We start from the raw sequence: 15362 nt of genomic DNA on the forward strand, positions 1-15362 counted from the left end.
CGCGTTCCCCCGGGACCGGCCTCCCCCGCTGTCATCGCCACGTGCGAGGATCGGAGACATAGCTCACACGTGCTAGGCGAAGGAGAGCGGGCGATGGCAACGAAGCCGCCCAAGGCCGACCCGGTTCAGGACGCGCCGCAGGTCGCCGAACCGCAGCACGCGGCGGCCGGGCTCCCGGCGATCGGGCACACCCTGCGCATCGCCCAGCAGCAGATGGGTGTGCGGCGCACCGCGCTGACGCTGCTCAGCGTCAACCAGAAGGACGGCTTCGACTGCCCCGGCTGCGCCTGGCCCGAGCCGGACCACCGCCACAAGGCGGAGTTCTGCGAGAACGGCGCGAAGGCGGTCGCCGAGGAGGCCACCCTGCGCCGGGTCACCCCGGAGTTCTTCGCCGCGCACCCGGTGGCGGACCTCGCGCACCGCAGCGGCTACTGGCTCGGCCAGCAGGGCCGGCTCACGCACCCCATGTACCTGCCGGAGGGGGCCGAGCACTACGAGCCGGTCTCCTGGGAGCGCGCCTTCGACATCGTCGCCGAGGAGGTCACCGCCCTCGCCTCTCCCGACGAGGCGGTCTTCTACACCTCGGGGCGCACCAGCAACGAGGCCGCGTTCCTCTACCAGCTCTTCGCCCGCGAACTGGGCACGAACAACCTGCCCGACTGCTCGAACATGTGCCACGAGTCGTCGGGCTCGGCCCTGTCGGAGACCCTCGGCATCGGCAAGGGCAGCGTCCTGCTGGACGATCTCCACCAGGCCGATCTGATCATCGTGGCCGGCCAGAACCCCGGCACCAACCACCCGCGCATGCTCTCCGCCCTGGAGCGGGCGAAGGCGAACGGCGCGCGGATCATCAGTGTCAACCCGCTGCCCGAGGCGGGCCTTGAGCGGTTCAAGAACCCGCAGACGCCCAAGGGCCTGACCAGCGGCTCCGCCCTCACCGACCTGTTCCTGCAGATCCGTATCGGCGGCGACCAGGCCCTGTTCCGCCTGCTCAACAAGCTGATCGTCGAGACCGAGGGCGCCGTCGACGAGGAGTTCGTCCGCGAACACACGCACGGCTACGAGGAGTTCGCCGCGGCCGCCCGGGCCGCCGACTGGGACGAGACGCTCACCGCGACCGGCCTGGACCGGCAGCGGATCCAGGAGGCGCTCGACATGGTGCTCGCCTCGCGGCGCACCATCGTCTGCTGGGCCATGGGACTCACCCAGCACAAGCACTCCGTGCCCACCATCCGCGAGGTGGTCAACTTCCTGCTGCTGCGCGGCAACATCGGCCGTCCCGGCGCGGGCGTGTGCCCCGTGCGCGGCCACTCGAACGTGCAGGGCGACCGCACCATGGGCATCTTCGAGCGCCCGGCACCCGCCTTCCTGGACGCCCTGGAGCGGGAGTTCGGCTTCGCTCCCCCGCGCGAGCACGGCTTCGACGTCGTACGGGCCATCCGCGCCCTGCGCGACGGCGAGGCGAAGGTGTTCTTCGCCATGGGCGGCAACTTCGTCTCGGCCTCCCCCGACACCGATGTCACCGAGGCGGCGATGCGGCGCGCCCGCCTCACGGTGCACGTGTCGACGAAGCTCAACCGCAGCCATGTCGTCACCGGCGCGCGGGCGCTGATCCTGCCCACCCTCGGTCGCACCGAGCGCGACCTCCAGGGCGGCGGCGAGCAGTTCGTGACCGTCGAGGACTCCATGGGCATGGTGCACGCCTCCCGCGGCCGTCTGGAGCCCGCGAGCGGCCATCTGCTGTCCGAGCCGGCCATCGTCTGCCGGCTGGCCCGCCGGGTGCTCGGCGAGGAGAGCGCCACGCCGTGGGAGGAGTTCGAGAAGGACTACGCCACGATCCGTGACCGCATCGCGCGCGTGGTGCCGGGCTTCGACGACTTCAACGCGCGCGTGGCCCGTCCCGGCGGCTTCGCGCTGCCGCACGCGCCGCGCGACGAGCGGCGCTTCCCCACGGCCACCGGCAAGGCCAACTTCACCGCCGCGCCGGTGGAGTTCCCGAAGCTGCCCGCGGGCCGGCTGCTGCTGCAGACGCTGCGCTCGCACGACCAGTACAACACCACGATCTACGGCCTCGACGACCGCTACCGCGGCATCAGGAACGGCCGCCGGATCGTGCTGGTGAACCCCGAGGACGCCCGCGAACTCCAGGTCGCCGACGGGTCGTACGTCGACCTCGTCGGCGAGTGGACCGACGGCGTGGAGCGGCGGGCGCCCGGCTTCCGGGTCGTGCACTACCCCACCGCGCGGGGCTGTGCGGCCGCCTACTACCCCGAGACCAACGTGCTCGTCCCGCTGGACGCCACCGCCGACGTCAGCAACACCCCGGCCAGCAAGTCGGTCGTGGTCCGTCTGGAACAATCGGCGACCGACTGAGCGTTTGCTCAGCAGGGCGCGCCGGATCGCGGCGCGCCCGACCACGGCGCGTCCCACGACGAGGACGCCGACGAGGACGCCGAAGACGAAACGGAGCCGGTCCCGATGGGCGAGCAGCACCAGGTGAAGTTCCCGCAAGAGGTCATCGACGAGTACGCGGCACTCGGCGTGGACCTGCCCGCCCTGTTCTCCGCCGGGCATCTGGGCACGCGGATGGGCGTGCAGATCGTGGAGGCCTCGGCGGACCGGGTCGTCGGCACGATGCCCGTCGAGGGCAACACCCAGCCGTACGGCCTGCTGCACGGCGGCGCGTCGGCCGTGCTCGCCGAGACCCTGGGCTCGGTCGGCTCCATGCTGCACGGCGGCATCTCCAAGATCGCCGTGGGTGTCGACCTGAACTGCACCCACCACCGCGGCGCCCGCTCCGGCCTGGTGACCGGCGTCGCCACGCCCGTGCACCGGGGCCGCTCCACGGCGACGTACGAGATCGTGATCAGCGACGAGGACGGCCGCCGGGTGTGCACCGCCCGGCTGACGTGCCTGCTGCGCGACGCCGGCCCGAAGGACGCCGACCGGGTGCGCGCGGCGGGCTGACCCGTCCCGGCTCCCTTGCCGTTGCCCGCCCGGCACGCGGCGCCGTAGCGTCGGCACATGGCAGCGGGAAGACCCACCCGACCGACGGCCCTGGGGCTGGCACTGCTGACCGGCGCGCTCCTGACGGGATGCGCCGGTCCGGCCCCCCGCAGTCCCGCCGTACCGCCCTCCGCGCCGTCCCCGCGCACCACCCCGCCCGCCGAGGTGTGCGCCCGGATCATCACCCACTGGTCCCGGGAGGTCCTCGACGACGGCACGTACGGCGACTACCAGTCGATGGGTCTCTCGAACGGGCAGTACGAGATCCTGCGTGACGTCGTCGACGCCGCCCGCGCCGAGCGGCGGCGCCAAGGCCGGGCGGCGGCCGAGCGGTTGATCGGGCGTCAGGCACGGGAGCGCTGCGCGCAGCGGTACCGCGACGGCATTCCCACCGCGGGGCCGTGGAGTTGAGCGGCGTGGGCCCGGTCGAGCCGGGCGAGGGCACACGCGCGTGGGAGCCGACCCCCACCCCCTCGGCAACCGGGCGTCCACGGGGACGCGTGGTGCGAGGGTGCGCACGGCGCCGCCGGGCCCTCCTCGCGTCCTGTGCGGTCACCGCCCTGGCGGCCGCCGGGGTTCTCCTGCACGCCACCCGCCCCGAGGACCCGCCCCCGGCGGAACCGCCACCCCCGTCCCAGACGGTCCACTTCGCCTACGTCGGCCCGCTTCCCGCCGGTGGGCCGGCCGTCGCCTTCCGCTTCACGGTGGCGGTGACCGCGCGCTCCGGCCCGCCCGTGACGGTGACCCGGATAAGCCAGCCGTACGAGGGGCTTTCGGTGACGGCGAATCCCCGTGCGCCTTTCCGTATGCGGACCGGAATCCCGCACAGGATCGAGCTCGCCATGAAGGTCACCGATTGCGGAAAAGTGCCGCGGAACGCCGGACTCCCTTTCCTGGATGTAACCCTGCGTAATACGCGCGCAATGGAAGCACACAGTTTCATCCTGGGTGAGCGCTATGCGCAAGACCTCTCGACCGCTCTTCAAGTAGCCTGTGGCAACGACTTCTTGCCATCACCAAACATCGAAAACACTCCTGATGGAGAGCGGGCAGTCCTGCACGTCTCATCATGTGGACTGGGCGAATCGGCCGGAATTCCGCGCTTCCACCCGCTCAGTACCGCTCTGCATTACGTCGTGTCATAACAAGAGCGTCACAGCCTTGGTCAGACTCTCCTCCACGTTCCCTGCACACGCTTAGAGTCACGGCCAGTCACCGCGCCGTCGGAATCGACGTCACTGGGCATCTCTTCGGCCCGAGCGCTCGACTCGGCGTCTTCCACGGGGAAGCGCCGCGCCAGGGAAAGGACTGATCGTGCGTCAACGTTCGCTCATCGCCATGACCGCCGCTCTGGCGGCGGGAGCGCTCACTCTCACCGCCTGCGGTTCGCGTGACGGGGACGGCGGCTCGGACTCCGGCGGCGGCACCACCGTCGTCATCGGTATCGACGCCCCGCTGACCGGCGACCTGTCCGCTCTGGGTCTGGGCATCAAGAACTCCGTGGACCTGGCCGCCAAGACGGCCAACAAGGAGAAGTACGTCGAGGGGGTGACCTTCAAGGTCGAGGCCCTCGACGACCAGGCGCAGCCCTCCGCGGGCCAGCAGAACGCCACCAAGTTCGTCGCCGACAAGGACGTCCTCGGTGTGGTCGGCCCGCTGAACTCCTCGGTGGCCGAGTCCATGCAGAAGGTCTTCGACGACGCCAAGCTCGTGCAGGTCTCGCCGGCCAACACCAACCCGGCGCTGACCCAGGGCCCGGACTGGCAGACCTCGAAGGCGCGTACGTACAAGTCGTACTTCCGCACCGCGACCACGGACGCCATCCAGGGCCCGTTCGCCGCGCAGTACGTCTACAACGACGCCAAGAAGAAGAAGGTCTTCGTCATCGACGACAAGAAGACCTACGGCGCCGGCCTCGCGGCCACCTTCTCCGCGGAGTTCGAGAAGCTCGGCGGCAAGGTCGTCGGCACCGAGCACATCGACCCCGAGACCAAGGACTTCTCCGCGGTCGCCACGAAGGTCAAGAGCACCGGCGCGGACGTCGTCTACTACGGCGGCGAGTACCCGCAGGCCGGCCCGCTCAGCAAGCAGATCAAGGCCGCGGGCGCCAAGATCCCGCTGGTCGGCGGTGACGGCATCTACAGCGCCGACTTCATCAAGCTGGCCGGCGCCAGCGGCACCGGCGACCTCGCCACCTCCGTCGGCGCCCCGGTGGAGGAGCTCCCGTCCGCCAAGGAGTTCGTCGCCAACTACGACGCCGCGGGCTACAAGGAGGCCTACGAGGCCTACGGCGGTTACTCCTACGACTCGGCCTGGGCCATCATCGAGGCCGTCAAGCAGGTCGTCGAGGGCAACAACGGCGAACTGCCGGACGACGCCCGCGCCAAGGTCACCGAGGCCATGCAGGGTGTCTCCTTCGACGGTGTGACCGGCAAGGTCTCCTTCGACGAGTTCGGTGACGCCACCAACAAGCAGCTCACCGTGTACTCCGTGGAGGACGGCGCCTGGAAGGCCGCCAAGTCCGGCACCTACGAGGGCTGATCCCCACCCGCACCACTTGACCGAGCCGCGCGGGGCGCTGCATCACTGGCGCCCCGCGCGGACTCGCATCCGGCCCCCTGTCGACGAATCATCCGAAGTCTCGGAGGACATGCGGTGAACGAACTGCCGCAGCAGCTGGTCAACGGCCTGCTACTAGGATCCATGTACGGGCTGGTCGCCATCGGCTACACGATGGTCTATGGCATCGTCCAGCTCATCAACTTCGCCCACGGCGAGATCTTCATGATGGGTGGCTTCGGCGCCCTCACCGTCTACCTGTACGTGCTGCCCGACGGCACGTCCCTCTGGGTGGCGCTCCCGCTGATGCTCATCGGAGGCATCATCGTCGCCGTCCTTGCCGCCGTGGGAGCGGAACGGTTCGCCTACCGCCCCCTGCGCACGGCCCCCCGCCTGGCGCCCCTCATCACGGCCATCGGCCTCTCCCTCGCGCTGCAGCAGGCGGTGTGGGCCTGGTACCCCGACGCCCGCTCCGCCATCACGTTCCCGCAGATCCACGGCGGCCCCTTCGAGCTCGGCAGCGTCACGATCCAGACCGGTGACGTCTTCCTCCTGGTCGCGGCCCCGATCAGCATGGCGATCCTCGCCTACTTCGTGATGAAGACCCGCACCGGCCGCGGTATGCAGGCCACCGCGCAGGACCCGGACACGGCCAAGCTGATGGGCATCAACACCGACCGCATCATCGTGGTCGCGTTCGCCCTCGGTGCCGCGTTCGCCGCCGTCGGGGCCGTCGCGTACGGCCTCAAGTACGGCGAGGTCCAGTTCCGTATGGGCTTCATCCTCGGCCTGAAGGCCTTCACCGCCGCGGTCCTCGGCGGTATCGGCAACATCTACGGCGCCATGCTCGGTGGCCTGGTCCTCGGTGTGGCCGAGGCCCTGTCGACCGCCTACATCTCCGACATCCCGGGCATGGAACAGTTCGGCAGCCAGTCCTGGGCCAACGTCTGGGCGTTCGTACTCCTCATCCTCGTACTCCTGTTCAGGCCTCAGGGTCTGCTCGGCGAGCGCGTCGCGGACAGGGCGTGATCCACCGATGACCACACAGACCACAGCACCGGAGACCCCTCGCCAGGTCGACGCCGGCAAGCACGCCGGACTCATCGGAATCCCCCCGCAGGCCGGTCGCGCCGTCGCCACCGCCGGTGGTGTCCTGACGATCGTCTCGACCTTCCTCGCCTGGACCTGGACGTCCGAATTCCCCGGTGACCTCACCGTCTACGGCTACCCGGGCGGCCTCCAGGTCCTCGTCCTCGTCGGCGGGCTCCTCACCACCCTGTTCGGCCTCGCCTCCTACGGCGTCAAGGGCCTGGGCTGGCTCACCCCCGCCGGCGCCGACAGCGCCCTGAAGCTGTCCGCGCTGGGCGCCTTCGCCACCGTCTGGTACACGATCATCGCGATCACGGTCCAGCTCGGCGGACTGGTCAACCTCGAACCCGGCGCCTGGATCGCGGGGGTCGCCACCCTGGCCGCCGCACTCGGCGCGTTCGCCCTGCCGTTCACGTGGCCGGACCGGGAACCGGCGGACCCCGAGGACACCGCCCAGGAGCGACTGCGTCACCATTGGCGGCACGGCTTCGCCGTCTTCAAGGCCTCCTTCGCCACCGGCACCGCGACCCCGGCGCGCAAGCTGCCGGCGTACGCCGAGATCCTCGTCATCGTCGCGGCGCTCGCCCTCGGCCTGATCGTCTTCACGTACGGCATCGGCACCGAGTACGACGAGCTGTTCGTCGGCTTCCTCATCACCGCCGGCTTCGGCTTCGCCGCGGCCGCCAAGGCCGGCCTCGTGGGCCGCGTCTCGGCGCTCACCGGCAAGCACCGCAACGTGACGATGATCGGCGCGTTCGTCGCGGCGGCCGCCTTCCCGTTCACCCAGTCCGACGACCAGTACGCGACGATCGGCGTCTACATCCTGATCTTCGCCACCGTCGCCCTCGGCCTGAACATCGTGGTCGGCCTCGCGGGCCTGCTCGACCTCGGATACGTCGCCTTCCTCGGCGTCGGCGCCTACACCGCGGCGATGGTCTCCGGCTCGCCCTCCTCGCCGTTCGACATCCAGCTGCCCTTCTGGGCCTCGGCGTTGCTCGGCGCCGCCGTCGCCATGGTCTTCGGTGTCATCATCGGCGCCCCGACCCTGCGGCTGCGCGGCGACTACCTCGCCATCGTGACCCTCGGCTTCGGTGAGATCTTCCGGATCACCGTCCTCAACATGGACGGCACCTCCGGCCCGGACATCACCAACGGCTCCAACGGCATCTCGTCGATCCCCAACCTGAACATCCTGGGATTCGACTTCGGCCAGGAGCACACCATCGCGGGCTTCACCATCGCGCGGTTCGCCAACTACTTCCTGCTGATGCTGCTCATCACGCTGGTCGTGGTGGTCGTCTTCCGGCGCAGCAGCGACTCCCGCATCGGCCGCGCGTGGATCGCCATCCGCGAGGACGAGACCGCCGCCCTCGCCATGGGCATCAACGGCTTCCGGGTCAAGCTCATCGCCTTCGCCCTCGGCGCCGCGCTCGCCGGTCTCGCGGGCACGGTCCAGGCGCATGTGACCTACACCGTCACGCCGGAGCAGTACCAGTTCGCCCACGTGGTCCCGCCCAACTCGGCGTTCCTGCTGGCCGCGGTGGTCCTCGGCGGCATGGGCACGATCAGCGGTCCGCTCGTCGGCGCCGCGCTGCTCTACCTCATCCCCGCCAAGCTCCAGTTCCTCGGCGACTACCAGCTCTTCGCCTTCGGTCTCGCACTGGTCCTGCTGATGCGCTTCCGTCCGGAGGGGCTCATCCCCAACCGGCGCCGTCAGCTCGAGTTCCACGAAGAGACGGAAGCACCCACAGTCCTCAGCAAGGCAGGGGCCTGACCCATGACAACCGACACCATCACCACCGGGGAGACCGTCCTCGACGCCCGCGGCGTCACCATGCGGTTCGGCGGTCTGACCGCCGTCCGGGGCGTCGACCTCCAGGTCAACAGCGGCGAGATCGTCGGCCTCATCGGCCCCAACGGCGCCGGCAAGACCACGTTCTTCAACTGCCTGACCGGCCTCTACATCCCCACCGAGGGCGAGGTCCGTTACAAGGGCACCGTCCTGCCGCCGAAGTCCTTCAAGGTGACGGCGGCGGGCATCGCCCGCACCTTCCAGAACATCCGTCTGTTCGCCAACATGACGGTCCTGGAGAACGTGCTCGTCGGCCGCCACACCCGCACCAAGGAAGGCCTCTGGTCCGCGCTGCTGCGCGGCCCCGGCTTCCACAAGGCCGAGGCCGCCTCCCGCGAACGCGCCATGGAACTCCTGGAGTTCGTCGGCCTCGCGTCCAAGGCGGAGCACCTCGCCCGCAACCTGCCCTACGGCGAGCAGCGCAAGCTGGAGATCGCGCGGGCACTGGCCAGCGAGCCGGGCCTGCTGCTGCTCGACGAGCCCACGGCGGGCATGAACCCGCAGGAGACCCGGGCCACCGAGGAACTGGTCTTCGCCATCCGCGACAAGGGCATCGCCGTCCTCGTCATCGAGCACGACATGCGGTTCATCTTCAACCTGTGCGACCGCGTCGCCGTGCTGGTCCAGGGCGAGAAGCTCGTCGAGGGAGACAGCGCCACCGTCCAGGGCGACGAGCGGGTCGTCGCCGCGTACCTGGGCGAGCCGTTCGAGGGCGACCCGGGCACCGCCGAGGTGGCGGAGGTCGAGGCCGCCGAGGCACAGGCCTCCGGGGCCAAGGCCGACAGCACGTCGTCCGGCAAGGAGAACGACCGATGACCGCACTGCTCGAAGTCGAGGACCTCCGGGTCGCGTACGGCAAGATCGAGGCCGTCAAGGGCATCTCGTTCAAGGTCGACGCCGGCGAGGTCGTCACCCTCATCGGCACCAACGGCGCGGGCAAGACCACGACCCTGCGCACCCTTTCGGGCCTGCTCAAGCCGGTCGGCGGGCAGATCCGCTTCAACGGCAAGTCGCTGAAGAAGACCCCCGCGCACCAGATCGTCTCGCTCGGGCTGGCCCACTCCCCCGAGGGCCGGCACATCTTCCCGCGCATGACGATCGAGGACAACCTGCGCCTCGGCGCGTTCCTGCGTAACGACAAGCCCGGCATCGAGAAGGACATCCAGCGCGCCTACGACCTCTTCCCGATCCTCGGGGAGCGGCGCAAGCAGGCCGCCGGCACCCTCTCGGGCGGTGAGCAGCAGATGCTGGCGATGGGCCGCGCCCTGATGTCCCAGCCGAAGCTGCTCATGCTGGACGAGCCGTCCATGGGCCTCTCGCCGATCATGATGCAGAAGATCATGGCGACGATCGCCGAGCTGAAGTCGCAGGGCACGACGATCCTGCTGGTCGAGCAGAACGCGCAGGCGGCCCTGTCGCTGGCGGACCACGGCCATGTGATGGAGGTGGGCAGCATCGTGCTGTCCGGCTCGGGCCAGGACCTGCTGCACGACGAGTCGGTGCGCAAGGCGTACCTGGGCGAGGACTAGTCCTCCGGCGCCCTCGGCGCGTACGACGAGGCCCGCGTCCCCTGGTCGACAGGGGGCGCGGGCCTCGTTCGGCTCGTGGGCTCAGCCCTTGTCGGAGCTCTTGGCCGCCTTCTTCTCCGCGGAGTCCTCGATGACCGCCTCGGCGACCTGCTGCATGGACATCCGCCGGTCCATGGACGTCTTCTGGATCCACCGGAACGCGGCCGGCTCGGTCAGCCCGTACTCGGTCTGCAGGACCGACTTCGCGCGGTCGACCAGCTTGCGCGTCTCCAGCCGCTGGCTGAGGTCGGCGACCTCCTTCTCCAGCTCCTTCAGCTGCGTGTACCGCGAGACGGCCATCTCGATGGCCGGGACGACGTCGCTCTTGCTGAACGGCTTCACCAGGTACGCCATGGCACCGGCGTCCCGGGCACGCTCGACGAGGTCGCGCTGCGAGAAGGCGGTGAGCATGAGGACCGGCGCGATGGACTCCTCGGTGATCTTCTCCGCCGCGGAGATACCGTCCAGCTTCGGCATCTTCACGTCGAGGATCACCAGGTCGGGGCGGTGCTCCCGGGCCAGCTCCACGGCCTGCTCACCGTCACCGGCCTCGCCGACCACCGTGTAGCCCTCCTCCTCCAGCATCTCCTTGAGGTCGAGCCGGATCAGGGCCTCGTCCTCGGCGATGACGACTCGGGTCGTCAGCGGAGGCACGTGCGACTTGTCCTCTTCGGGCACGTGGGCGGGCTGGGGCGACTCGGGGGCGGTCACGGGGGCTCCTTGGTGCGGGCCGGCGAGTACTGCTGCGTATGCAGCCTACCTAGAGGCGGCGACCTGCGGTGACCCGGTATGCTTCCGTCAGCCGGTCCTGCCGGGTTGGTGGAATGGCATACACGGATGTCTCAAACACATCTGCCCGTGAGGGCTTGCGGGTTCGAATCCCGCACCCGGCACCACGAAAGCAGGCGGAGACTCACCCACGGGTGGGACTCCGCCTCTTGTCACCTCGGGCCTGCCGCGCCGGCCGAGTACACCTAGCGCGCGGTCTCGCCGATGTGGTGCACCCGGACCAGGTTCGTGGTTCCCGTCTTTCCGGGGGGCGAGCCGGCCGTGATGACGATCGTGTCGCCGGGCCGGCAGCGGCCGTACCGGGTCAGCAGTTCGTCCACCTGCGCGATCATCGCGTCCGTCGAGTCCGCGTGCGGGCCGAGGAAGGTCTCCACACCCCACGTCAGGCTCAGCTCCGAGCGGGTCGCGGGCTCCGGCGTGAAGGCGAGGAGCGGGATCGGCGAGCGGTAGCGGGAGAGACGGCGGGCCGTGTCGCCGGACTGGGTGAAGGCGACCAGGAACCGGGCGCCGAGGAAGTCACCCATCTCCGCAGCCGCCCGGGCGACCGCGCCGCCCTGGGTGCGGGGCTTGTTCAGCTCGGTCAGGGGGGAGAGGCCCTTGGCGAGGATGTCCTCCTCCGCCGCCTCGACGATCTTCGCCATCGTCCGCACCGTCCCGACGGCGTACTTCCCGACGCTGGTCTCCCCGGAGAGCATCACCGCGTCCGTCCCGTCGATGACGGCGTTGGCGACGTCGCTCGCCTCGGCGCGGGTGGGCCGGGAGTTCTCGATCATCGAGTCCAGCATCTGGGTCGCCACGATCACCGGCTTGGCGTTCCGCTTGGCCAGCTTGATCGCCCGCTTCTGGACGATCGGGACCTGTTCGAGCGGCATCTCGACGCCCAGGTCGCCGCGGGCCACCATGATGCCGTCGAACGCCGCCACGATGTCGTCGATGGCGTCCACCGCCTGCGGCTTCTCGACCTTGGCGATCACCGGGAGGCGGCGCCCCTCCTCGTCCATGATGCGGTGGACGTCCTCGATGTCCCGGCCGCTGCGGACGAAGGACAGGGCGATGACGTCGAAGCCGGTGCGCAGGGCCCAGCGCAGGTCGGCCTCGTCCTTCTCGGAGAGCGCGGGGACGGAGACCGCGACGCCGGGGAGGTTGAGCCCCTTGTTGTCGGAGACCATGCCGCCCTCGACGACCTCGGTGTGCACCCGGGGCCCGTCGACCTCGGTGACCTGGAGGCACACCTTGCCGTCGTCGACGAGGATCCGCTCACCGGGGGTGACGTCGCCCGCCAGGCCCTTGTACGTCGTTCCGCACGACTGCCGGTCGCCTCGCGCGCCGTCCTCGACGGAGATGGTGAAGGAATCGCCGCGTTCAAGGAGTACAGGCCCCTCGGTGAAACGGCCGAGCCGGATCTTCGGGCCCTGAAGGTCGGCGAGCAGCCCGACGCTGCGCCCCGTCTCGTCGGAGGCCTTGCGTACGCGCTGGTAGCGCTCCTCGTGCTCGGCGTATCCACCGTGGCTGAGGTTGAATCGGGCGACGTCCATTCCGGCGTCGACCAGTGCCTTGATCTGGTCGTACGAGTCGGTGGCGGGGCCCAGAGTACAGACGATCTTTGCTCGGCGCATGAGGCGAGCCTAGGCCTTACCGGCGGGTAGACAATTGGCCCGGCATGACTACTCAACAACCTTTGCGTGAAGGGGTGTTGACAAGTGTTGAATTGTGCATGGGCGCGCTCCTATGAGCATTTCGCAGCCCAGGCCCCTTTTCCGGTCGGTAAGGGCCATGCTCCGGTCAGGTATTCACTCAGGTATTTTTTTCCGAATTTCCTCACAGTCGAGGCGGCACCATGGTGAATCGGGCGTTGACCTGGGCGTGCACATGCTGCCGCTGGGGTTCGAGGTCGAGGGGGGCCGCGGCCGCGTCCTCGGCGGCCGCCGCGTAGGCCACGGAACGCATCCGGCCGCTCGGGGCCGCCGGATAGGGCTGCGGGCTCTCGGCGCCGATGTCGGCGAGTTCCACCAGCGCCGACAGGGTCGTGCCGAGCGCGTCGGCGTATTCACGGGCGCGCTGCACCGCCTCACGGACGGCCTGCCGGCGGGCGTCGCGGTGGGCGGGCGAGTCGGGGCGCAGCGCCCACCAGGGCCCGTCCACACGGGTGAGGTCGAGGTCGGCGAGGCGGGAGGTGAGCTCGCCGAGGGCGGTGAAGTCGGTGAGCTCGGCGGTGACGTGGACGACGCCGTGATAGGTGCGGATGCGTTCGCCGCGCCCGTGCTTGGTGAGCTCGGGGGTGATGGAGAAGGCGCCGGTCTCCACCCGTTCCACGGCATCGCCGTAGGACTTGACCAGGTCGAGGGCGCCGGCGTTGCGGCGGGTGAGGTCGTCGAGCGCGGAGCGCCGGTCGCGGCCGCGCGCACTCACCGTGATGCCGATGCGGGCGATCTCGGGATCGACCTCCAGGCGGGCCTCACCGCGGACGGCGATGCGGGGGGCGTCGGGGGTCCCGTAGGGGACGGCGGGCTGCTGGGGTTCCTCGGCGGGTGAGGTCATACGTCCCACTCTGTCACCGCTCGCAGGGTGCGACTCCGGCCGGTCACCAGATCGCAACGTACCGGGCCTGTCGGTGATGGTCATGTCCGGGTCAGAATCTACGCGCGTTGTTGTTCCAGACCGACGTTGTGGTTCCAGACCGACCGGGAGTGCTGCACATGCCGTTGAACCGCCGGAAGTTCCTGAGGAAGTCCGCCGTGGCCGGGGCGGGGGTGGCGGTCGCCGGCGCGGCGACCGTTCCCGCGCAGGCGGCACCGGCTCACGGGAAGCACCCCAAGCGGTACTCCTTCACCGTCATGGGCACCACCGACCTGCACGGCCACGTCTTCAACTGGGACTACTTCAAGGACGCCGAGTACTCCGACACCGCGGGCAACGCCCAGGGCCTCGCCCGGGTCTCGACCCTGGTGAACCAGGTGCGCGAGGAGAAGGGCCGCCGCAACACGCTGCTGCTGGACGCCGGCGACACGATCCAGGGCACCCCCCTCACGTACTTCTACGCGAAGGTCGACCCGATCACCGCCGAGGGCGGCCCCGTGCACCCGATGGCGCAGGCGATGAACGCCATCGGCTACGACGCCGTGGCGCTCGGCAACCACGAGTTCAACTACGGCATCGAGACGCTGCGCCGGTTCGAGCAGCAGTGCCGATTCCCGCTGCTGGGCGCCAACGCCGTCGACGCGAAGACCCTGCGGCCCGCCTTCCCGCCGTACTTCATGAAGACCTTCCGGGTGCCGGGCGCCCCGCCGGTCAAGGTCGCCGTGCTCGGGCTGACGAACCCGGGCATCGCGATCTGGGACAAGGCCTACGTGCAGGGCAAGCTGGTCTTCCCGGGCCTGGAGGAGCAGGCGGCGAAGTGGGTGCCGAAGCTGCGTTCGATGGGCGCCGACGTGGTCGTCGTCTCCGCGCACAGCGGCTCCTCGGGCACATCGTCCTACGGCGACCAGCTGCCGCACGTCGAGAACGCCGCCGCCGACGTGGCCCGGAAGGTGCCCGGCATCGACGCGATCCTGGTCGGCCACGCGCACGTGGAGATCGAGGAACTGCTGGTCACCAACGAGCGGACCGGCAGGACGGTCGTCCTGTCCGAACCGCTGTGCTACGCCGAGCGGCTCACGCTGTTCGACTTCGAGCTGGTCCTCGACAGGGGCAGGTGGCAGGTCGCGTCGGTCAAGGCGTCGCTGCGCAACGCGAACACGGTCGAGGACGACCCGCGGATCACCCGGCTGCTCGCGGACGAGCACGCGAAGGTCGTGGAGTACGTCAACCAGGTCGTCGGCACCGCCACCGCCACGCTGACGACGGTCGACGCCCGCTACACGGACGCGCCGATCATCGACCTCATCACCACGGTGCAGGAGGACGTGGTCAAGGCCGCCCTGGCCGGCACCGGGCACGCGTCGCTGCCGGTGCTCGCGCAGGCGTCGCCGTTCTCCCGGACGTCCGAGATCCCGGCCGGCGAGGTGACGATCCGGGACCTGTCGAGCCTGTACGTGTACGACAACACGCTGGTCGCCAAGCTGATGACGGGCGCGCAGCTGCGGGCGTACCTGGAGTACTCGGCGGAGTACTTCGTGCAGACGGCGGCCGGCGCGCCGGTCGACGTGGACAAGCTGACCAACGCGGGCGGCCGCCCGGACTACAACTACGACTACGTGTCGGGACTGACGTACGAGATCGACATCGCCCAGCCGGCCGGGTCGCGGATCCGGAACCTGTCCTTCGGCGGTGCCCCGCTGGACGACGCCCAGCAGTTCGTGCTGGCGGTGAACAACTACCGGGCCAACGGCGGCGGCGCGTTCCCGCACGTGGCGTCGGCGCCGGAGCTGTGGTCGGAGTCGACGGAGATCCGCACCCGGATCGCGGAGTGGGTGACCGCCAAGGGCGTGCTGGACCCGAAGGACTTCGCGTCGGCGGACTGGAAGCTCACCCGGGACGGCACGCCGGTGCTCTGAGCACCG

The 15362-nt window shown here is 69.8% G+C and carries 12 protein-coding genes and 1 tRNA gene; 10 read left to right on the forward strand and 3 right to left on the reverse strand.

All coding sequences use genetic code 11. The features are described 5' to 3' along the window. Nucleotides 1-93 precede the first annotated feature (93 nt). The 8 genes from ACZ7LV_RS06960 (at nt 94) to ACZ7LV_RS06995 (ending at nt 10035) form a co-directional block, all read left to right on the forward strand. A complete protein-coding gene (locus ACZ7LV_RS06960) occupies nt 94-2373 on the forward strand; it encodes an FdhF/YdeP family oxidoreductase (RefSeq protein WP_471936556.1) in 2280 nt (759 codons plus the stop codon). Between the two features lie 105 nt (nt 2374-2478). Beyond that, nucleotides 2479-2967: a PaaI family thioesterase gene (locus ACZ7LV_RS06965; RefSeq protein ID WP_471936558.1), complete on the forward strand. Its 489-nt coding sequence runs from the start codon at nt 2479-2481 to the stop codon at nt 2965-2967. A gap of 57 nt (nt 2968-3024) precedes the next feature. Next, the gene (locus ACZ7LV_RS06970) at nt 3025-3417 is read left to right on the forward strand and encodes a hypothetical protein (protein WP_471936560.1); all 393 of its coding nucleotides are present in this window, start codon (nt 3025-3027) and stop codon (nt 3415-3417) included. A gap of 903 nt (nt 3418-4320) precedes the next feature. Continuing rightward, nucleotides 4321-5547 carry a branched-chain amino acid ABC transporter substrate-binding protein gene (locus ACZ7LV_RS06975; protein ID WP_471936562.1) on the forward strand — a complete coding sequence of 409 codons (1227 nt, stop codon included), beginning with the start codon at nt 4321-4323 and terminating at the stop codon, nt 5545-5547. A gap of 114 nt (nt 5548-5661) precedes the next feature. Continuing rightward, nucleotides 5662-6594, forward strand: a complete 933-nt coding sequence (locus ACZ7LV_RS06980; protein ID WP_401676275.1) for a branched-chain amino acid ABC transporter permease — start codon at nt 5662-5664, stop codon at nt 6592-6594. 7 nt (nt 6595-6601) lie between these two features. Beyond that, a complete protein-coding gene (locus tag ACZ7LV_RS06985) occupies nt 6602-8428 on the forward strand; it encodes a branched-chain amino acid ABC transporter permease (RefSeq protein ID WP_471936564.1) in 1827 nt (608 codons plus the stop codon). Between the two features lie 3 nt (nt 8429-8431). Further along, on the forward strand, nt 8432-9322 hold the full coding sequence (locus tag ACZ7LV_RS06990) for an ABC transporter ATP-binding protein (RefSeq protein ID WP_471936566.1): 891 nt from the start codon (nt 8432-8434) through the stop codon (nt 9320-9322). Beyond that, on the forward strand, nt 9319-10035 hold the full coding sequence (locus ACZ7LV_RS06995) for an ABC transporter ATP-binding protein (RefSeq protein WP_189698918.1): 717 nt from the start codon (nt 9319-9321) through the stop codon (nt 10033-10035). The genes ACZ7LV_RS06990 and ACZ7LV_RS06995 overlap by 4 nt, the downstream gene beginning before the upstream one ends. 81 nt (nt 10036-10116) lie before the next feature. On the opposite strand, the gene ACZ7LV_RS07000 is transcribed toward ACZ7LV_RS06995, so the two are convergent. Beyond that, complete coding sequence (locus ACZ7LV_RS07000) at nt 10117-10785, reverse strand: ANTAR domain-containing response regulator (protein ID WP_471936568.1); 669 nt, start codon at nt 10783-10785, stop codon at nt 10117-10119. Nucleotides 10786-10884: 99 nt separating this feature from the next. On the opposite strand from ACZ7LV_RS07000, the gene ACZ7LV_RS07005 reads away from it, so the two are divergent. Further along, nucleotides 10885-10970: transfer RNA gene (locus ACZ7LV_RS07005), tRNA-Leu, on the forward strand. A 78-nt stretch (nt 10971-11048) separates the two neighbouring features. Here ACZ7LV_RS07005 and pyk read toward each other — a convergent pair. Then, entirely contained in the window at nt 11049-12479 is a 1431-nt protein-coding gene (pyk, locus tag ACZ7LV_RS07010; RefSeq protein ID WP_471936570.1) for a pyruvate kinase, read from the reverse strand. Between the two features lie 202 nt (nt 12480-12681). Beyond that, complete coding sequence (locus tag ACZ7LV_RS07015) at nt 12682-13401, reverse strand: SIMPL domain-containing protein (protein ID WP_401676287.1); 720 nt, start codon at nt 13399-13401, stop codon at nt 12682-12684. Between the two features lie 158 nt (nt 13402-13559). Between ACZ7LV_RS07015 and ACZ7LV_RS07020 the strand changes: the two genes are divergently transcribed. Then, on the forward strand, nt 13560-15356 hold the full coding sequence (locus ACZ7LV_RS07020) for a bifunctional metallophosphatase/5'-nucleotidase (protein WP_471936573.1): 1797 nt from the start codon (nt 13560-13562) through the stop codon (nt 15354-15356). The last annotated feature ends 6 nt before the right edge of the window (nt 15357-15362 follow it).

Source organism: Streptomyces sp. NPDC107562, from assembly GCF_055657325.1.